16 protein-coding genes are annotated in these 19,300 nt (G+C 63.7%); 10 read left to right on the top strand and 6 right to left on the bottom strand.

Annotated features, from left to right (window positions below; genetic code table 11):
* The first annotated feature begins 12 nt into the window (after positions 1–12).
* From P9272_RS12130 to P9272_RS12105, 6 genes are all read left to right on the top strand, one after another.
* A complete protein-coding gene (locus P9272_RS12130; protein ID WP_278160722.1) occupies positions 13–936 on the top strand; it encodes a sugar ABC transporter permease in 924 nt (307 codons plus the stop codon).
* Positions 936–1,784, top strand: a complete 849-nt coding sequence (locus tag P9272_RS12125; protein ID WP_128257117.1) for a carbohydrate ABC transporter permease — start codon at positions 936–938, stop codon at positions 1,782–1,784. Before P9272_RS12130 ends, P9272_RS12125 begins: the two co-directional genes overlap by 1 nt.
* Before the next feature lie 3 nt (positions 1,785–1,787).
* A complete protein-coding gene (gene ugpC, locus P9272_RS12120) occupies positions 1,788–2,855 on the top strand; it encodes a sn-glycerol-3-phosphate ABC transporter ATP-binding protein UgpC (protein WP_278160721.1) in 1,068 nt (355 codons plus the stop codon).
* A gap of 70 nt (positions 2,856–2,925) precedes the next feature.
* Positions 2,926–3,411 (top strand): hypothetical protein, encoded by a 486-nt coding sequence (locus tag P9272_RS12115; protein WP_128257115.1) that lies wholly within the window; start codon positions 2,926–2,928, stop codon positions 3,409–3,411.
* A 218-nt stretch (positions 3,412–3,629) separates the two neighbouring features.
* The gene (locus P9272_RS12110) at positions 3,630–5,069 is read left to right on the top strand and encodes an aldehyde dehydrogenase family protein (RefSeq protein ID WP_278160720.1); all 1,440 of its coding nucleotides are present in this window, start codon (positions 3,630–3,632) and stop codon (positions 5,067–5,069) included.
* Between the two features lie 20 nt (positions 5,070–5,089).
* Entirely contained in the window at positions 5,090–5,665 is a 576-nt protein-coding gene (locus P9272_RS12105; protein WP_278160719.1) for a DUF1349 domain-containing protein, read from the top strand.
* 16 nt (positions 5,666–5,681) lie between these two features.
* On the opposite strand, the gene P9272_RS12100 is transcribed toward P9272_RS12105, so the two are convergent.
* From P9272_RS12100 to P9272_RS12085, 4 genes are all read right to left on the bottom strand, one after another.
* Positions 5,682–7,247, bottom strand: a complete 1,566-nt coding sequence (locus tag P9272_RS12100) for a glycosyltransferase (RefSeq protein ID WP_278160718.1) — start codon at positions 7,245–7,247, stop codon at positions 5,682–5,684.
* A 22-nt stretch (positions 7,248–7,269) separates the two neighbouring features.
* The gene (locus tag P9272_RS12095; protein ID WP_278160717.1) at positions 7,270–9,381 is read right to left on the bottom strand and encodes a glycosyltransferase; all 2,112 of its coding nucleotides are present in this window, start codon (positions 9,379–9,381) and stop codon (positions 7,270–7,272) included.
* Positions 9,382–10,020 (bottom strand): bifunctional DNA primase/polymerase, encoded by a 639-nt coding sequence (locus P9272_RS12090; RefSeq protein ID WP_278160716.1) that lies wholly within the window; start codon positions 10,018–10,020, stop codon positions 9,382–9,384.
* Positions 10,021–10,139: 119 nt separating this feature from the next.
* A complete protein-coding gene (locus P9272_RS12085; protein WP_128257109.1) occupies positions 10,140–10,919 on the bottom strand; it encodes a helix-turn-helix transcriptional regulator in 780 nt (259 codons plus the stop codon).
* A gap of 110 nt (positions 10,920–11,029) precedes the next feature.
* Between P9272_RS12085 and P9272_RS12080 the strand changes: the two genes are divergently transcribed.
* The 4 genes from P9272_RS12080 to P9272_RS12065 all read left to right on the top strand — a co-directional run bounded on the left by P9272_RS12080 (position 11,030) and on the right by P9272_RS12065 (position 16,817).
* Entirely contained in the window at positions 11,030–13,171 is a 2,142-nt protein-coding gene (locus P9272_RS12080; RefSeq protein ID WP_278160715.1) for a hydantoinase/oxoprolinase family protein, read from the top strand.
* A 14-nt stretch (positions 13,172–13,185) separates the two neighbouring features.
* A complete protein-coding gene (locus tag P9272_RS12075; protein WP_278160714.1) occupies positions 13,186–15,381 on the top strand; it encodes a hydantoinase B/oxoprolinase family protein in 2,196 nt (731 codons plus the stop codon).
* Between the two features lie 5 nt (positions 15,382–15,386).
* Positions 15,387–15,893, top strand: coding sequence for an acetone carboxylase subunit gamma (locus P9272_RS12070; protein ID WP_278160713.1), 507 nt, complete (start codon positions 15,387–15,389; stop codon positions 15,891–15,893).
* Positions 15,894–15,989: 96 nt separating this feature from the next.
* Complete coding sequence (locus P9272_RS12065) at positions 15,990–16,817, top strand: SDR family oxidoreductase (protein WP_278160712.1); 828 nt, start codon at positions 15,990–15,992, stop codon at positions 16,815–16,817.
* A 64-nt stretch (positions 16,818–16,881) separates the two neighbouring features.
* On the opposite strand, the gene P9272_RS12060 is transcribed toward P9272_RS12065, so the two are convergent.
* Positions 16,882–18,165 (bottom strand): O-antigen ligase, encoded by a 1,284-nt coding sequence (locus P9272_RS12060; RefSeq protein ID WP_128257104.1) that lies wholly within the window; start codon positions 18,163–18,165, stop codon positions 16,882–16,884.
* A gap of 40 nt (positions 18,166–18,205) precedes the next feature.
* A complete protein-coding gene (locus tag P9272_RS12055) occupies positions 18,206–19,297 on the bottom strand; it encodes an acyltransferase (protein WP_278160711.1) in 1,092 nt (363 codons plus the stop codon).
* Positions 19,298–19,300 lie beyond the last annotated feature (3 nt).

Here is a 19,300-nt window from a genome sequence, read left to right as displayed (position 1 = left end):
AGCCAAAAACCAATGACCTACGCAGTGTCCGAAATCCGATCCGCAGCCCGGCCGCGGAAGCAACGGCTGAGCAAGGCGGCGATCGAGCCGTGGCTCTATCTTTCGCCGGCCATCGTCCTGCTGGTCCTGGTTCTGCTGGTGCCGCTGATCATCGGCATCAGCTACTCCTTCCGCAAATTCTCCGCCTTCAAGTCGCAATACGTAGGTCTCGCCCAATACCAGGCGATGTTCTCCGACCAGGTGCTTGGCCAGGCGCTGATCAACACGTTGTGGTGGACAGTCGCGAGCCTGTTCTTTCAGTTTTTCCTGGGACTGGGCCTGGCGCTGCTGCTCGACAAGCCCTTCTACGGCCGCAAGGTCGTGCAGGCTGTTGTCTTTCTCCCCTGGGCCGTGCCGTCCTTCCTCTCGGGTCTCACCTGGGCCTGGCTGTTCAACCCGATCATCGGACCGCTGCCGCACTGGCTGTTCGCGCTGGGCCTGAAGGCCGAGCCGACCAATGTGCTTTCCGACCCCGCCACCGCGATGTGGGGGCCGATCGTCGCCAACATCTGGTTAGGCATTCCCTTCTTCGCCATCACGCTGCTCGCCGCACTGAAATCGATCCCGTCGGAATTGCATGAGGCGGCGGCCATCGACGGCGCCTCGCCCTGGCAGCGCTTCACCAAGGTGACGCTGCCCTTCCTCGCGCCTACCATCGTCATAACGGTCATGCTGCGCACCATATGGATCGCCACCTTCGCCGACCTGATCTTCGTCATGACCGAGGGCGGGCCGGCGGGCTCGACGAGCACGGTGCCGGTCTACATCTATGTCAGCGCCTTCAAATCGCTGGACAAAGGGTATGCCTCGGCCGTGGCAGTGCTGCTTCTGGTGCTGCTGATCGCCTATGCGATCGGGCTCATCGCCATCCGCCGCACGCTGGTGAGGCACGTCTGATGATCGCCGGTCGCTCCACCTCCTCGCGCATCTTCGGCTGCATAGGGCTCTACGCGGCGATCGCGGCTTACGTGATCTTCGCGCTGTTCCCGATCTTCTGGACGCTGAAGATCTCGGTGACGCCAGAACGCCTGCTCTATTCCGAAGGCATCACCTTCTGGCCGTCTGAGACGACGCTGAAGAACTTTGCCACCGTGCTCGAAGCCTCCGACTTCCCGCGGTATTTTCTCAACAGCGTCATCGTCTCGGTGTCGACGGCGGCGTTCGTCACCATCATCGCCACGCTTGCCGGCTACGCCATGTCGCGCTTCACCTTCCGCGGCAAGGCGACGCTGGCGATCCTGCTGCTCCTCACCCAGACCTTCCCACTGGTCATGGTCATCCCGCCGATCTACCGCATCATGGGCGATCTGGGTCTCACCAACAGCCTGGTCGGCCTGATCATTATCTACACCGCCTTCAACACCGCCTTCGCCACCTTCCTCATGCAGTCCTTCTTCGACGGCATCCCGAAGGACCTCGAGGAGGCGGCGATGATCGACGGCTGCACGCGCGCGCAGGCCATGCGCCGAGTGATCGTGCCGCTCACCTTGCCCGGCATGGGCGCGACGCTCGGCTTCGTCTTCACCGCCGCGTGGAGCGAGTTGCTGTTCGCGCTGATGCTGATCTCCAGCGACGAGCAGAAGACCTTTGCCGTCGGCCTGCTCACCTTCATCGGCAAGTTCGCTGTCGACTGGGGGCAGATGATGGCGGCCTCTATCCTGGCGCTGATCCCGGTCTGCGTCTTCTTCGCTTTCCTGCAACGCTATCTCGTCACCGGCCTCACCGCCGGCGCGGTCAAAGGATAAAAGATGGCTTCCGTCACGCTGCAACATGTCGAGAAGGATTACGGCGCGCTGCGCATCCTGCATGGCGTCGATCTGGAGATCGCCGATGGCGAGTTCGTCGTGCTGGTCGGCCCGTCCGGCTGCGGCAAGTCCACGCTCCTGCGGATGATTGCCGGCCTCGAAGAGGTCACCGGCGGCCAGATCCACATCGGTGAACGCCTCGTCAACGACGTCGCACCCAAGGACCGCGACATTGCCATGGTGTTTCAGTCCTACGCACTTTATCCGCATATGGACGTCTCTTCGAACATGGGCTTCAGCCTGATGCTGAAGAAGGCCGAAAAGACGACGATCGATGGCCGAGTGGGCGCCGCGGCCAAGCGGCTTGGCCTCGACTCCTATCTCGGCCGCCTTCCGCGCCAGCTCTCCGGCGGCCAGCGCCAGCGCGTCGCCATGGGCCGTGCCATCGTGCGCGATCCGAAAGTCTTCCTCTTCGACGAGCCGCTTTCCAACCTCGACGCCAAATTGCGCGTCCATATGCGGGCCGAGATCAAGGCGCTGCATCAGCAGCTCAAGACCACGTCGGTCTATGTCACGCACGACCAGATCGAGGCCATGACCATGGCCGACCGAATCGTCGTCATGCATGACGGCTATGTGCAGCAGGTCGGCCGCCCGCTCGAGCTTTACGACCGGCCGGTCAACACCTTCGTCGCCGGCTTCATCGGCTCGCCCGGCATGAATTTCCTCCCGGCCAAGGTCGCCAAGGGCGGCACGGTCGATGCCGTGCTCGCCGACGGCCAGAAGTTGCGGCTCCCGGATGGCCTGCCGCTGAGCGACGGCGATGCTATCACCATCGGCCTGCGGCCTGAGCACATCAAGCTGGTCGACGACGGCGCGTTGAAGGCCGAGGTCGAGGTGGTCGAGCCGCTCGGCCTGTCGACGCAGTTCTACGTCAGGCTTGCCAATCAGCAGATCTGCGTCTTCGTCATGGGCCGCAGCGAGGTGCGGCCGGGAGATTTCGTCCGCCTCGCAGCCGATCCCGCGGCATTGCATCTGTTCGATCCGGCGAGCGGCACGCGGATCGGCTAGCGACGGGTCGATGCAAGGCTTTCTCGTAGGCTAAGATCGTTCCTGTTGATTCGTCTCGACAGGAAACGGCATGAGCAAGGCCCTCGGCACATTCGCACTGATCACGGTTCTGAGCGCCTTGCTGATGGCGCTCTCTTTGGCGGTTGCGAGGCACGGCTATCCCTACGGCGCATTCGGCGTGAAGCGCCTCGACGGCATTGCCGACGCCGGCTCCTTCCTGGCGATTGCCGCCGTCTATTTCTTCGGCGCGATGCTGATGATGATCCTGCCGATCCGCGCCGCCGGCATCGTGCTGACCCATGCCGCCGACGCGATCTTCTGGGCGACGATCATGCTGTTCGCGACCATCGTCGGCTCGCTGCTCGCCAGATGGGCTTTCGGCCAGCGCGAGGTGCTTTGGACGCTTTTCAACTGGCGCTTTCTGTTCGTCGCGGCGATTGTGGCCGCGCATCTCACCATGAACGAGCTTCGCCGCAACATTCTGCTCAGAAGCCTGGTCTTCGTCGCGTTCGGCGCGGTCACGCTCGCCTGCCTGTTCTGGTCGTTCTCGACCTGACGCGAGGCGCCTTCAGAGCAATTGCAGGAAAGTGCGAGCGGTTTTCACCCCGCAATTGCGTCAAACAAGGGATAGAGCGGTTCGCCGTTTCCCTGAAACGGTGAACGCTCTAGGTTTAAGATCGCGAGTAGACCTCCTCCCGGACAATGGCTATATCATTTGTCTGACAATTGATCCCGGCCGAAGGCCGCCGCGACCAAAACTCAAGGAAAAACAATATGACCCTGCACCGCAAAAACCTGATCGACGGCGAGTGGCTTGGCGAGGCCGGCTCACGCAACATCAACCCCTCGAATACCAACGATGTCGTCGGCGAGTACGCTTCCGCCGGCCCGGACGAGGCCAAGCAGGCAATCGCCGCCGCCAAGGCGGCCTTTCCGGCCTGGTCGCGCTCGGGCCCGCTGGCCCGCCATGCAGTGCTGAAGAAGACTTCCGACGAGATCATGGCGCGCAAGGACGAGATCGGCCGGTCGCTCGCCCGCGAGGAGGGCAAGACACTGGCCGAGGGCGTCGGCGAGACGATCCGCGCGGCGCAGATCTTCGACTTCTTCGCCGGCGAGACGCTGCGCCTGTCGGGCGAGATGGTGCCGAGTGTGCGGCCAGGCGTCGGCGTCGAGATGACCCGCGAGGGTGTCGGCGTCGTCGGCATCATCACGCCATGGAATTTCCCGATCGCCATTCCCGCCTGGAAGATCGCGCCGGCGTTGGCCTACGGCAACACCATCGTGTTCAAGCCGGCTGAGCTGGTGCCCGAAAGCGCCTGGACCATCGTCGACATCCTGCATCGCGCCGGCCTGCCCAAGGGCGTGCTCAACCTCGTCATGGGCAAGGGCTCGGTGGTTGGCCAGGCGATGCTTGACAGCCCCGACGTCAACGCCATCTCCTTCACCGGCTCGGTCGGAACGGGCAAGCGCGTCGCCGCGGCAAGCGTCGAGCACATGCGCAAGTTCCAGCTCGAAATGGGCGGCAAGAACCCGCTGGTCGTGCTCGACGATGCCGACCTAGCGGTGGCCGTCGACTGCGCCGTCAACGGTGCCTATTTCTCGACCGGGCAGCGATGCACGGCGTCGTCGCGCCTGATCGTCACCGACGGCATCCACGACCGTTTCGTCGACGCCGTGAAAGAGCGCCTGGACAAGCTCGTCATCGGCGACGCGCTGGACGCCAAGACCCAGATCGGTCCGGTCGTCGACCAGACCCAACTCAAGCAGGATGAAGACTATATCGCGATCGGCCGCCAGGAAGGCGCCGAGCTTGCCTTCGGCGGCGACCGTCTGGAGCGCGGCACGCCGGGCTTCTACCTGCAGCCGGCGCTGTTCGTCGGCTCCAACAATGCGATGCGCATCTCGCGCGAGGAAATCTTCGGCCCGGTCGCCAATGTCATCCGCGTCAAGGACTATGACGAGGCGCTGGCTGTGGCCAACGACACGCCGTTCGGCCTCACCTCCGGCATCTGCACGACCAGCCTGAAGCATGCGACGCATTTCAAGCGCAATTCCGAAGCCGGCATGGTGATGGTCAACCTGCCGACGGCGGGTGTCGACTTCCACGTGCCGTTCGGCGGACGCAAGGGCTCGAGCTACGGTCCGCGCGAGCAGGGCCGTTATGCCATGGAGTTCTACACCACGGTAAAGACCGCCTATACATTCGCCGGCTAATCCAGTCCGGGAGGGGATCGATGAGCGTGGCCGACATGACATGGCTCAATCCGCCGCCGCACCACGTGGTCGGCGACGGCACGCTCACCGTCCGCACCGGCAAGGATACGGATTTCTGGCGCGAGACTTTTTACGGCTTCTGGCGCGACAACGGTCATTTCCTCTACCGTCCGGTCGAAGGTGACTTCACCGCCGAGGTCACCGTCAAGGGCGACTACAAGGTGCTGTACGATCAGGCGGGTCTGATGCTGCGCCAGAGCGAAACGCACTGGGTCAAGGCCGGTATCGAATACACCGACGGCCTGGCCTATTTCTCGGTCGTCGTCACCAACGACACCTCCGACTGGTCGCTGGTCGCCATCGCCGCCGGCAAGGACGGTGTCAGGATCCGCCTGACCCGTCACGCCGAAGCGATTCGCATCCAATATCTGGATGCCGCCGACGGCCATTGGAAGCCGGTGCGGCTCGCCTATTTCCCGATCTCGAAAATGGTCGAAGTCGGCATGATGTGCTGCTCGCCGCAGCGCGAAGGTTTTGAAGCGACCTTTTCAGGCTTCACGATTGGGCCGGCGATTTCAAGGGGTCTGCACGACTGAGCGACGCGTAGGGCCGTCACCATGGTACGTGCAGGATTTCGAGCTTGGGCAGGCCCGTAGGCCGGATTCCCAGATCGTTGGCGAGCGCACCAAAGGCCTCCGTCTCGATCAGGTCGCGATAGGGGATTTCCGGAAAGCGGAGCCCGCCGCGATGCAAGGCGGCGTCGACAAGGAGCATGGTGCCGCCGACCCCGTCGAGGCCGATGCTGTCGAGATGCCTGACGTCGCTGAGATGCAGGCGGCCGTAGGAATGGGCCGGCGGTTGATAGATGCCGCCGCGTATCTGGCGATAGTAGTGATAGTCTTTCTGCTTGCGTACGGTGATGAAGCTGTTGAGGTCGAAACTGCCGCCGCCGGCGATCTTGACGCAGTTTGGGACCACGATGCGATTCTTGCTTTCGATAAGCCGGCTTAGGATATCGCAGGCAAATCCCCACACGTCGATATCGACCCACAAGGCCCAATCATCGCTCGCATCGAGACCGTGCTCGATCAGGTGGTTTCGCACCTTCGCGATGGCGCCGCGCCTCATGCGCTGCAGGCCTCGCTTGGCGCGCTCCGTCCGGTCGAGCCGAAGGCCTGTCTGCTTCTGCAGCAGAATCACGTCCCGATAAATGCGGGCCAGCGGCGCCACGGTTTGCTGCAACCGCTCCCAGCTTCTGTCCACGCTGTCGCCCTCGCAAAAAACCAGCTTGATTCTGTCCTTGGGGTAGTCGAGCGCGCCGACGGCATCGAGGAAGGGCTCGATATGATCGGCCGCGTCACGCAGCGGCACCAGGATGGCGACGTTGCGGCCTGACGGGATCGGCGCCGCGAGGGCCGCCTGGCTCACGCCCTGCCTGGCGGCTGCTTCGCTTAGATAGGCGCCGCGTGTCAGATGGTGCCAGGACCGGTAGGCATGCGTGCGAATCTTGTCTCGCCAGCCCGGCGCCGGAGCGCGTGTCCACCATGTGCCGGCCCAATGGTGGATGGAGAGGGTCGGCGTCCCATCACCGCCCCCGCGCCCAGCCGAGTCGACCGGTGCGAACAGCGCCGAAGGGTGGATGGCGAAGGCGGATTGGTCGCCATAGCTGAGCTGGGCCGAGGTCAACACGCAGGGGCCCGTCGCGTCGATGGTTTCCTTGGCACGGGCGAGCCCCGGCAGGAAGGACAGGAGGTGAAGCCAGAAGGGATGGCCGGCCGGACTGGCGATCGTGCCGTTGAACAGAAGATAGGGCAGCCGGCGGAAATCGGCCTGCACGCGTGCATGCGTGTCCGGTTCCTTGCAGAAAACGATCCGATCCTCGCTGGCCAGTTGATCGAACGGCGCCACGCATTCGCAGTCGATATCGGCGTAGACCCCGCCGAAATGATGCAGAAGCAGGTACCGTCCGGCATCCGCCCTCAGCACGCCGCTCTGGTAACTGCAAAAGGTCGGCAGGAAGTCGGGATAATGCCGCGCGACGAACTCGAGCAGCTGACGATCGTTCCAGAACATCATCGTCCAGTCCGGATGGTGCCGCTTCCAGCTCTCGATATAAGCCTGGAACCGGATCGGGATCTGGTCGGTCTTCCAGGTCTGGTGCAGGATCTTGGGGATCATGTAAGGCCCGTTGTGCGGCGGTTCATCGGCTGGTCCCGTCCAGTCCCAGGCCGCGGCGAACGGCTTCGCGGATTGCCTGAGGTCCGAAGCATGACCATGCGGTATCATGGGCGCGGGCACGCAATCTCGCCATGCGGGCCGGGTCGGAACAGAGTGCGACCGCCAGGTCGGCCAGTCCCTCGTCGGAGTCGGACAGGAGCAGGTCTTCGCCGCCGGCGAGGTCGAGCCCTTCCGCCGCCAGCGGCGTTGCGATCACCGGCACGCCCGAGGCCATCGCCTCCAGGATCTTGATGCGCGTGCCGCCGCCGATCCTGAGCGGGACGATGCAGAGATGCGCTGCCGACAGCAGGGGACCAACATCGTCAGGGTTTTCGATCAGGACGACGCCGTCGAGTTTGGCCAGGATACGGACGGCCGGATCGGGTGAACGACCGGCTAGGACGAGCTGCGTGGCTGGCAGCGCCTGCCGGACCCGCGGCAGGATGACGCCGGCCAGGCGCTCCGCGGCATCGATGTTGGGATGGTAGCCGAGGTGGCCGGCAAAGAGTATCACCGGAAATCCATCGGACGTACCGGGCGACACAGGCAGCAGCTCGGACGTCCCTTTGGCGCGCGGTATCCCGTTCGGCACGACATCGACCGGTGTTTTGTGGTCAATGATTGCCTTGAGCCGCTCGCGGTCCAGCTTCGAGCAGACCCAGATGCGGTCGACGATCGCCGCCGCTCTTCGCTCCAGCTGCCTTATTCCGGGCGACACGGCCGACTGGGCATTGCAAGTCGTCTGGGCGGCGAGATCGGACTCGACATTGTGCATGTCGAGAATGAGCTGCCTGGTCAGCGGCCTAAGAGGCTGCAGCAGCTTGAACAGCGGAATGCTCTCGACGACGATCGTGTCCGGGCGGAACTCGCGCGCCAGGGCCTTGAGGCGGGCGAGCGCCGGACGCGGAATCCGGTTCTCGCCCTTGATCCGTCGCCAGCCGAGCGAATGCGATCGTTTGTCGGCTTCCGTGGTCAGTGAAACCACGCGGATGTCGCGGCCGGGTGGTCGCGTCGAGCCGGCAGGTCTTACCGAGGCAAGGCGGACAGGACCGACTTCGGCGGCCGCGACGGCATTGCCGAAGGTCCTGAGATCGGCGCCAGAGGTGGGCGGGTAGGCCGGGTCGAAGCTAACGATCAGCGTGCGCCGTGGCGCCGCCAAGCCGGCGGCCGGCCCGGTCCCGGCCAGTCGCCCGAACCGGATCCTGGCCAGGTATTGGGCCGCTTTCCAACTTTGGCCAAGTTCTCGATGCGCCTTGACCGCGCGCATCATGCCGGCGGCGTCCGCGAACATCCCGTGCTTGATGAGCTGGCGGGCAATGCGTTGCGCTATCCAGGCCTTTCGCCATTGCAACGCGTCCCGTTTGGCGCCGGCGGCCGCAAGGCTGTCGAGTTCGCGTGCTATAGCGAGGAACGTCTTGCGCGGCTCGGTGATGAAACGGCGCGCCATCCGCTCTTCGTCGTGGTGGTAAAGCAGCACCGGCGTGTCGATGGCGACGATTTCGGCGTTTGCCAGCAGCGCTGCCCAGTAGCAGGTGTCCTCGTCGAGCCCGATCGTTTCGGGAAAGCGAATGCCGGCTGTCGCCCAATCGGCCACCAGCGCGCTCCCCATCGCGATCGGCCACAACTCGTTGCGCAGGTACCGGCTTGTGTTCTGCCTCCTGTCGGGGCCATAGCCTTGCGGCGTCTTGAGCTTGTCCGGCCGGCCCTTCGCGCGCCGTATGGTGGCCCCGACGGCAAGGCCGGCGCCAGGCTGGCCTGCGAGCGCCGAACCCAACTGCGACAGGCTGCCGGGCATCACCTGGTCGTCGGCGTCGAGAAAGAAGATGGATGTGCCGCTCGCCCGCTCGATCCCGACATTGCGCGCGGCGCCCGCGCTGCCAAGGCGAACGCTCACCACATCCAGCGGCAAGCCAAGGCGGCGCGCGCTCTCCATCGCCACCTCGGCCGTGCGGTCGTCCGAGCCGTCGTCTATTACCAGGATCTCGCGGATGACCGGTCTGTCGGCGGTCAGGCTGCCGATCGCCGCGTCCAGGGTCGCGGCTGCATTCCTTGCCGGGATGACGACGGTTATGTTGGCCGCCACACGCTCAATCATTCATTGCCATTCGAAGAAGCCGCGCTTGAACAGGCGGTCGTAGTGGTGCTTTAGCAGCGACACCGGACGCAGCGAGAGGCTGCCAAGGTCCTCGACGAGTTGCGGCTCGATGTTGAACGGCGACTGGTTTTCGAGCCAGCCGTAGGAAGAGCCGTTCCTGAGCACCGAAGGAGAGCCCACCACATAGCCGCCGAGGGCCTTGACGTGGCCGACCCGACGGTGGCCGAAATGCAGGCTGGAAGAGACCATTGGTTCGCGCGTTCTCAGATAGACGTGAAATCCGCCCGGCGATTTTGCTGTCGGCGTGCCGTTCGCGATTGCCTTGTGGTCGCCGCGCCAGGCACGGTAGCCGGCCTCGTCATCGAAATCGAGGATCATCAGGTTGGAGAACCCTCCCAATATGCCGACATTGCCGGCAAAGTCGCGAAACCAGCGCGCAATGTCGCTACCGTCCGGCGGCTTTTGCGCCAGCTGGAAGGTGATGGAATTAAAGGCCAGTTCCTTCAGATCCTTGCGCAGTGTCCGCAGATGCAGGGGATCATACTCCATCGCCGCAAGGTCGAGATGCTTGCCGCCCGCACGAAGCGGTAGGCATATATAGCCACGCTCCCGCAGCCGCAAAGCATAATCGGTCAGCACCTCAGGCTGCATGCGCCAGTTTTAGCCCTATCAAACCCACGGCCGATCTTCGTTAGCCAACAGCTCGGTCGTCAAGCCATTCGTTGAGAACCATCCAGCCCGACGCGTTGTTTTGCGGGCTAGCTTTCCGTCCGGTGCTGGAAGAACTGCAGGAACAGCTCGCGCTCCGTGGTGATGTCGAGCTTTTCATAGATCCGCCGGCGGTGGTTCTTCACCGTGCCGACGGTGATGCCGAGCCGCTCGGCGATGTTGGCCGTCGGGTGGCCGGCCAGGATCAACTGCACCAGCTCGCGCTCGCGCGATGAAAGCTCCGGCCAAAGACCTGCCGGAATGCTCGGCTTCTGCTGCGGCGAGGCCCCGGGACCGCTCGGTGCCGAGGTGCGTGAAAAGTCTGAGCCGCGCGCCTTGATGTCCAGCGCATGCAGGGCCTCGAACACCGGCAGCCGCTCGCTGAGCAGCGCGATCTCGCTATCCTTGAAGGACACGGTCGAGCGGTCGAGGAAGATGCCGAGACACCAGTCGCCGCCGTCGGCCAGCATGATGCCGACCTCGTCGCAGATCTCAGACTGCGCCAGGAAGCCGGCTATGTACTGCCCGCGCTTCGCTTCCTCGTCGGCCAGACCTTTCAGCGGCATGATGCCGAGTCGGCGCTCGCGCCGCCAGGACGCATAGAACGGGTCGAAGACGTAGTAATTGTCGAGATAGCGCCGCACCATCTCATCCGAGAAGCGCCGGTGCTTGACAAACTCCGGCGTCCTGGTCGCCGAATAGCGCGTCACCGTCACCAAATCATGCGCGATGTCGGCCCCGATCAGGTCGATCAGGCAGTCGACGTGCCGGTCGGTGCCGGTGGCGGCGATCGCCTTGGCCAGCGGCGCCCAGATAGTGCCCATGCGCATGCCCTTTTCTCGGCGAACCGCGCCGCGCGGTCATTGTGTCTTTAGGCATATGGCGCGATCCGCGCGATCGAATCTAGCCTGTGGTCACTCTCGGCAAGGGAAGGCGACCCGTGGACCAGATCACCACCAACCCCATCGTCATCGGCATCGACGCCGGCGGCACCATGACCGACACGATCCTTGTCGATCAGGACGGTCACTTCAAGATCGGCAAGTCGGCGACCACGCCGAAGAACGAGGCCGAAGGCTTCCTGGCTTCGGCCGAGGACGCGGCGGACGCCTGGGGTCTCTCGCTGCAGGACCTGTTCTCGGGCGTCAATGTCGTGCTCTATTCCGGCACCGGCATGCTCAACACGCTTCTGTCGCGCACCGGCCGCAAGCTCGGGCTGATCACCACCAAGGGCCTCGAGGACATGATCCTGATGGGCCGCGGCCTGCAGGCATGGGCCGACTATTCCTATGCCGACCGCCTGCACGCGGTCACCCATCATCATCCCGATCCGCTGGTGCCGCGCCGCCGTACCCATGGCGTCACCGAGCGCATCGACCAGTTCGGCGATATCATCCTGCCGCTCTACGAGCACGAGGTGCATGCGGCGGCCAGGAAGCTGATCGCCGACAAGGTCGAGGCGATCTGCATCATGACCGTCTTCTCCCACGTCAATCCGGCGCATGAGAAGCGCATCGCCGAGATCTGCCGGGACGAGATCGCCGCCGCCGGCGCCGACATCCTCGTCTACACCAGCCACGAGGTGCGTCCGGTCATCCGCGAGCAGTCGCGGCTGAACTCGGTGCTGATCGAGGCCTATGCCACCTCGCGCGGCCGCAAGCAGCTCAAGGGCATCGAGGACATCTCGAAGAAATACGGCTTCAAATATGGCGTGCAGACGCTGCTTTCCTTCGGCGGCCTGACGTCCATCGACCATCCGCGCCTGCACGAGACGATGATCTCCGGTCCGATCGGCGGCATCCTGGGCGCGGCCTATGTCGGCAAGCTGATCGGCAACGACTCGCTGATCTGCTCGGATATGGGGGGCACCTCCTTCGACATGGGCGTCATCACGCGCGGCCAGACTCGAATCGAGAACGAGCCGCTGATGGACCGCTTCAAGCTCAACGTCCCGACGCTGCATCTCGACACGATCGGCGCCGGCGCCGGCATGATCCTCAAGGTCGACCCGCTGACCCGAAAAGTCTCGCTCGGGCCGGAGAGCGCCGGCTCCGATCCCGGCCCGATCTGCTTCGCCAAGGGCGGCACCGAGCCGACGATCGCCGACTGCGACGCCATCCTGGGCCGCTTGAACCCGCATTACTTCCTCGGCGGCAAGGTCGTGCTGCAGGTCGAAAAAGCAAGGAAAGCCTTCGAGGAGAAATGCGCCCGCGTGCTCGGCGTCGGCGTCGAGGAAGCCGCCGAAGGCATGATCGACATGCTGGAGGCCGACGCCAACAATGCGCTCCGCCGCGTCATCTCCGGCCAGGGCATCCATCCATCGGAATTCACGCTGCTCTCCTATGGCGGCTCCGGCCCGCTGCATCTCGCCGGCTGCTCACGTGGCATCGGCTTCAAGGACATCATCACCTTCCAGTTCGCCGCCGCCTTTTCGGCTTTCGGCTGCACCACGGCCGACTTCATGCGCCGCCATTCGGTGTCGACGCAGATCGACATCGGCGCGCGCGCCAGCGACGACGAATTGCAGGCCTTCGGCGCGAAGGTCACCGCTATCTGGGACGACCTGACCAAAGTCGCGGTCGACGAAATGGTCACGGACGGCCATGCGCTTGATAAGATCAAGACCGTGCCGTTCCTGATGATGCGCTACACCGGCCAGCTCGAGGACGTCGAGGTCATGGCACCGCTGTCGGCGGTTCGTTCGGCTGACGCCATGCGGACGGTCATCGCCGAATTCGAGGCGGTCTACGCCAAGGTCAACCATCGCGTCTCGCGCTATGGCGAGGCCGGTTTCTCGATCACCGAGCTTGGGCTGATCGCGACCGCCGACAAGGTCAAGCCGATGCTGGTCAAGCGGCCGCTCGGCAAAACCGATCCCGCATCCGCTCACAAGGGGATACGCGAGGCCTATATTAGCGGCCGCTGGCACAAGGCCAATCTCTACGAGATGGATCTGCTCCAGCCCGGACACGAGGTTATCGGCCCGGCCATCATCGAACATCCGGCGACCACGCTCGTCGTCCACCCGCAGGACCGCGTCCATGTCGATGAATGGACGCTGCTGCACTACACCCACGCTTGAGAAGGGCGAACGCCATGCTGGACAAACCCGCCTCCGCGCTGCGCATCCGCGAACGGCTGATCGAATCCGAACGGCTGATGGACGAGACCGGCTGCTATGACGGCATCACCGAGCTCAAGCTGCGCAACCAGGACCCGCTGAAGTTCGAGACGCTGCACACCAAATTGCGCGCCTATTGCGTCTCGGCTCGCGAGATGGCCCGCCGCATCTCGGCTTCTCCCGGCGTGCGCGAGGTCGGCGAGATGGTCGTCGCGATCTACACGCCGGAAGGCGATGCCATCGCGCTTTCCAACGGCATCATGGTGCATGTGCACACGATGAGCCGTTTCATTAAATGGATGATCCGCAACGGCTACGAGGAGAACCCGCAGATCCGCGACGGCGACATCTTCGTCAACAACGACGCCTTCATCGGCACCGTGCAGGTGCCGGACGTCATGGACGTGGTGCCGATCTTCCACTCCGGCAAGCTGGTCGGCTGGGCCGGCGCGGTCTGCCACGAGCTTGAGGCCGGCGGTATCACGCCCGGCGGCGATGTGGCGCTAGCGCAGGAGCGCTTCACCGAGGGCCTGTTCGTCTGCGCCGAAAAGGTCGGCGAGAATGATGAGCTCAGGCGCGACTACGTCATCCGCTGCGAGCGCAATCTACGGATGCCGATCTACTGGGTGTTGGACGAGAAAGCCAAGGTTGCTTCCTGCATCGACATGCGCGAAAGCGTCAAGGCGCTGATCGACGAGATCGGTCTCGACTACTGGATGCAGATCTCGAAGGAGTTCATCGAGGAGGGTCGCCGCGCCCAGCTCGCCCGCACCCGCCAGCTCACCGTGCCCGGCATCTATCGCGGCCACACTTTTTACGGCCACGTCACCGCCGGCAAGCCGGGCTACCAGCCGCTCGGCGACCCGGACTGGCTCTACAACATGCCGATTGAGATGGAGATCACCAGCGACGGCAAGATCATCATGGACTTCGAGGGCACGCAGCCCTGGGGCTACCATTCGATGAACTGCACGCCGGCCGGCATGGACGGCGGCATGTTCGTGACGCTGACCCAGCACATGAACTTCGAGGGCCTGGTCAATGACGGCGCCTGGATGGCGACCGAACTCAAGCTGCCCGCCGGCACCTGGACCAACCCCGACAACGAAATGGTGGCGACGGCCACCTCCTGGGCTCTGCTACTTCCCGCTTACGGCGTCTTCCAGCGGCTGTTGTCGCGCTCCTTCATCGCACGCGGCTTCGTCGAGGAGGCCTTTGTCGGCCAGGTCAACAGCCCGATGATCGAGATGGGCGGCCAGAGCCAGTACGGGACGCCCTTCGGCATGGCGCATTTCGAATGCGCCGCCGCCGGCTCCGGCGCGCTGGCCATCAAGGACGGACTGGACACCGCCTATGTCGGCTGGAATCCTGAGTCCGACATGGGCAATATCGAGATCTGGGAGCAAAATATGCCGATGCTCTATATCGGCCGCTCCATCGTCCCCAATTCCGGCGGCGCCGGCAAATATCGCGGCGGCTGTTCCTTCCTGTCGACCTGGCTGGTCTCCAAGACCGATCATCTGCGACTGGTGACGTCAGAGCATTCATCGCGCGTCTTCGACAATGGCGGCCTGTGCGGCGGCTATCCGGCGCCGACCTGCCAGAAGCATCGCGCGGTGCGCAACTCGAACATCTTCGAACTGGCCGAAAAAGGCGCGCCGCTGGCGCATCACACCGGCACAAATCCGTATCGCTCGGAGCTGGAGGTACGCCTGGAAGGCGAGCATGTGACGCTGGAAGGGCCCTACATCACAGCACCCCATAAGACCGGCGATGTCTTCACCCATTCCTACAATGGCGGCGGCGGCTACGGCGACGTGCTGGAGCGCGATCCGGTGAAAACCGCCTGGGATGTCGAGAACGGTTTCCTCACTAAGGAGGCCGCCGAAGGCATCTTCGGCATCGTCCTCGACGAGGATGAGGAAGGCTTCCCGGTCGCCAATCTGGACGCCACCAAGCGTCATCGCGCCGAGATGCGGGCGCGGCGACTGGCTCGTGCAAAGCCGGTTTCGGAGTGGATCGCCAACGAGCGTGATAGAGTGAAGGCGGCGGATTTCGCGCCGGAGGTGAAGAAGATGTACGCCAGCGCGATCAAGCTGTCGCCGCGCTTCTCCAGGGATTTTTCGACCTTCTGGAATGTCGACGCCAAATCGACCTTCGGCGTGGAGTAAGAACCATGACCTCATACAGCAAGGAAGTCATCTCCGATCTGGTTGCCGGCACGCTGCCCTGGCCGCAGACGCGCCGCATCATGAGCGCCTACAAGGACGATGACCGCTTCTTCAAATATGTCGCGGTGCTGCAGGACCGCGTCGGCTGGAAGGATCCGATCCTGCTCCCGGTCGGCGACCACCTCTTCATCTGTCAGAGCGGCGACGAGCGGGTGACGAAATGCGAATGCGGCCATTCCTTCGGCGACTACCGCAAGAACTGGAAGCTGAACGCCTCGATCATCGTGCGCGACAGCGAGGAGACGCTGCGCGAGATTTATCCCAACAGCGACCTGCCGGATCCGGACTGGATGGAAATCCGCGAATTCATCTGCCCTGAATGCGGCACGCTGCATGAGGTGGAGGCAGCCGCGCCGGGCTACCCGATCGTGCACGATTTCCAACCCGACCTCGAAGGGTTTTACCGTGATTGGCTGGGCAAACCGCTGGAGCCGTTGATCAGGGGAGGTTGATGCGTTCTTGTGTTTCGGCTCATCAAGATTCGATCGCGGCTTCTAAATGGTGGCGGATGAAGGCTATTGCGCAGCCCGGCATGGAGACCGCTGGCAATGACAAACCTTAGCGGCCGCGGCGCCATTGTCACCGGCGGTTTTTCCGGCATGGGCTTTGCCATCGCCACGGCGCTCGCGAAGGCCGGCGCAAACGTCGCTGTCGGCTCCTATGTGGCGCAGACGCAGCCGGGCAGGGCGGACGCCGCCTATTATCCAGGGACGGAAGAGATCGACCGCGTTCGCGCCGCGCTTGCCGCCCACGGCACCAGGGTGCATGCTGCCCATCTCGACGTGCGCGACAGCGCGCTCACCAACGACTTCTTCGCGGAAGCCCAAGCGGTCATCGGCCCGGCCGACGTCCTGGTCAACGCCGCCGGCACCACGGCCGAGCAGCCGGTCTGCGGCCATTCCGACGAGCTCTGGGACAAGATCGTCGACACCAATCTCACCGGCGCCTTCCGTACGACCCGCGCGGTCCTGCCCGGGATGATCGAACGCGGCTGGGGCCGCATCGTCAACATCGGCTCGACTGCGGCGTCAGTCGGCTGGAAGGACAATCCCGCCTATTGCGCCTCCAAGTCCGGACTGCTCGGCCTGACGCGCTGCGTGGCGCTCGAAGGTGCGCCGCATGGCGTCACCTGCGTCATGATCAGTCCGACCTGGGTGGAAACCGAGCTGATGCGCCGCAACGTGGCGCAGGTCGTCGAGCGCGAGGGCAAGGGCCGCAGCGCCGAGGAGCTGATGGACGAGTTCAGGAAAGGCAATCCCCAGGGGCGTATGATGCAGCCGGCGGAAATCGCGGCGCTCGCCGTCTTCCTCTGCTCGGACCTCGCCAGGGGGATCACCATGGAAAATATCCAGATCACCGGTGGTGCTTTATGGTAGCTGCCAAAGCAATTCTGAAAGAACGCAGCGGTTTTCCGTTCGGATTTGTCCTTGGCTATTGTGATCAGACCGGTGCGGGTACCCTGCTATTGGCAGGCCTCTCGCCCTCGGCCGGAACGGCCACCCTGCGGCGCCGGAAAGCCGGCAACGGGGTCAGCCTGAACAGGCCGTAATAGACGATGAAGGACGCCATGAAGTAGGGGCCGAGCATCTCGACCTCGAAGAAGGAGCGGATCAGCATCAGTCCGATCGCGCCGGCAAGCACCACCGAATCGGCGCTCCAGTCGCCGAACACCACTTTCGACACATGGCCGTAGAAAGCGCGCAGGATGACAAGCGCCAGCAGGGTGACGCCGATGAAGCCAATTTCCACCAGCGTCTCGATATAGGTGTTGTGGAAGTGGAAGCCAGAGCGGGTCGAGATATAGAATTCCGCCCACAGCCGCTCCGGATCGGCAAAGCCCTGCACCCAGTAGGCGGCGTAGCCATAGCCGAGCAGCGGATGCTGCTGCGCCGCCTCCCAGCCCTGCTCCCACAGATAGGTGCGGCCGGTGAGCGTCGAATCCTTGCCGAAGATGCCGAGCACGACATCCAGCAAGCCCATGTTGAGCGCTGCCACGACGGACATCACCAGCGCGCCGGCGCCAATAACGAACAGCACGCGGCGGTACCGCAGCGCCAGCACCTTGCTCATGGTGAGCAGCGACACGACGCCGATCACGGCAGGCAGCGAAGCCACGGACGTCGCCGAATGGGCGATTGCCAGCATGTAGACCGACAAAAGCATGATTGGCGCGGTCCACGCGAAGCCAAGCCAATTGCGTCGATAGAAGATTAGGAACGCAAGGCAAAAGAAGATGCCCAGCGAGGCGAAGAAGCCGACCTGGTTCTTGGAACCAAAGGCACCGACGAAATTGACTGTGCCGTCCATGATATCGAGCGCATAAGCGCCGACTTTCATTGAATAGAGCAGAACGACGAAGATACCGATCAGCGAACCCACCATCAGCGTGCGCACGCTGATGGTGCGCGCCGCGACATAGGCGCAGACTATGTGCGAGGAATATTGTACCGCCGCGCGCGCGCTGATGCCCGCCGCCTGGGACCAGAACACCGAGAGGCAGACATAGAGCGCAAGCGTAATGGGCAGCCAGGCGGTGGAAAGCCTCCAGGTGAAGCGCCGGTAGTCGACGAACAGGAGCGGCAGCCAGACTGCATAGTAGGCGAGGATCAGGATCTGGCCGAAATTGGGCGAATAGGCGAAGGCGATTACGGAAACCGCGACGGCGAAGGCCCCGTAGGTCTCGTTGCGATCGGGATCGATCAGAATGGATTTCGGAATCTTCATACCGGATCTTGTCCGTTCAGTCCTTCTTGAGTGAGCCGCGCTAAGCCACGGCTCGCGCGCGCTGCATCTGCCGCTGCAGGAAGCGCCGCACCGGCTCGTCATAGACGCGCGTGGCGATGTCCGCGATGACGACGACCGAGGCCGCCATGGCGATACCGAACCAGGGATGGTGGGCGAACGGATCGATCGAGAAAGCCTTGCCGGCTCCGGCGATGATCATCAGCATCGGCGTGTGGATGATGTAGATAGGGTAGGAAATCCGCCCTAGCCAGCCGTAGAAGCCTGACAGAAGCGGCGCGGTCGGCGCCACCGCGCCGGTCGCCACCATGATCGGAAACACGATGACGATTGCGGCGAGGTCGTAGGCAACGCGCGCACTGCCGGCCGGTGCGATGGCGAAGACGGCGAGCGTGAGCAGGATCGCGCCTTCCACCCACAAGCCGCGCCGCAGGAAGCCGAGGCTGCCCTGCCAGCGCGCCATGGAGCGGCAAAGCAGCACCCCGAGGAAGAACGAGAAGGTCACGCGCGGCAGTCCGTTGAGGATAGTGTTGCCGGTCATGCCGAAATCCAGCGTGCCTGCGAGGATCGAAGCGACGACGAGCAGCGCCAGGCTGACGGCGACGATTCCCGTCAGCACGCGCCCCGACAGGAGCACGAAGACCGCGACATAGGCGATGTTGACGACGAGTTCGAAGAACAGCGACCACGAAGCGGGATTGAGCGGGAAGATCGTGTGATAGGCATCGCTGACCAGCGGGATGAAGAACATGCCTGTCGTCAGTTGCAGGCCGATCTCGGACAGCGGCATGTATTCGGCCGGCATCAGCCTGTTCTTGACCAGGAGATAGGAGAAGCCGAGCAGCGTGCCGGCGAGATAAAGCGGATAAAGACGGATCAGGCGGATCGCCACGAACGAGCCGAAACCCATGCCGCTCTCGATCTTGCGGTCATAGGCATGGGCTATGACGAAGCCGCTCAGCAGGAAGAAAAGGTCGACCGCGAGATAGCTCGACGGCAGCACCTTGCCGTCGGCCAGGAACGGCGAGAAGTGATAGAGCATGACGCTGACCGCCGCCACGCCGCGGATGGCGTCGAGGTTCAGATACACGTGACGCGGGGCTGCGGGTTGCATGTT

Origin of the sequence: Mesorhizobium sp. WSM4976 (genome assembly GCF_029625685.1) — a bacterium.
GTDB lineage: Bacteria > Pseudomonadota > Alphaproteobacteria > Rhizobiales > Rhizobiaceae > Mesorhizobium.
The sequence above is the reverse complement of the archived record's forward strand: the minus strand, read 5'-3'. Positions and strand labels throughout refer to the sequence as shown.

Coding starts and splice junctions, on each gene's coding strand:
- P9272_RS12065 (WP_278160712.1), top strand. CDS start 15,990: ATGACAAACCTTAGCGGCCGCGGCGCCATTGTCACCGGCGGTTTTTCC.
- P9272_RS12095 (WP_278160717.1), bottom strand. CDS start 9,381: ATGATTGAGCGTGTGGCGGCCAACATAACCGTCGTCATCCCGGCAAGG.
- P9272_RS12115 (WP_128257115.1), top strand. CDS start 2,926: ATGAGCAAGGCCCTCGGCACATTCGCACTGATCACGGTTCTGAGCGCC.
- P9272_RS12125 (WP_128257117.1), top strand. CDS start 936: ATGATCGCCGGTCGCTCCACCTCCTCGCGCATCTTCGGCTGCATAGGG.
- ugpC (WP_278160721.1), top strand. CDS start 1,788: ATGGCTTCCGTCACGCTGCAACATGTCGAGAAGGATTACGGCGCGCTG.
- P9272_RS12085 (WP_128257109.1), bottom strand. CDS start 10,919: ATGCGCATGGGCACTATCTGGGCGCCGCTGGCCAAGGCGATCGCCGCC.
- P9272_RS12110 (WP_278160720.1), top strand. CDS start 3,630: ATGACCCTGCACCGCAAAAACCTGATCGACGGCGAGTGGCTTGGCGAG.
- P9272_RS12130 (WP_278160722.1), top strand. CDS start 13: ATGACCTACGCAGTGTCCGAAATCCGATCCGCAGCCCGGCCGCGGAAG.
- P9272_RS12100 (WP_278160718.1), bottom strand. CDS start 7,247: ATGATCCCCAAGATCCTGCACCAGACCTGGAAGACCGACCAGATCCCG.
- P9272_RS12070 (WP_278160713.1), top strand. CDS start 15,387: ATGACCTCATACAGCAAGGAAGTCATCTCCGATCTGGTTGCCGGCACG.
- P9272_RS12055 (WP_278160711.1), bottom strand. CDS start 19,297: ATGCAACCCGCAGCCCCGCGTCACGTGTATCTGAACCTCGACGCCATC.
- P9272_RS12060 (WP_128257104.1), bottom strand. CDS start 18,165: ATGAAGATTCCGAAATCCATTCTGATCGATCCCGATCGCAACGAGACC.
- P9272_RS12105 (WP_278160719.1), top strand. CDS start 5,090: ATGAGCGTGGCCGACATGACATGGCTCAATCCGCCGCCGCACCACGTG.
- P9272_RS12075 (WP_278160714.1), top strand. CDS start 13,186: ATGCTGGACAAACCCGCCTCCGCGCTGCGCATCCGCGAACGGCTGATC.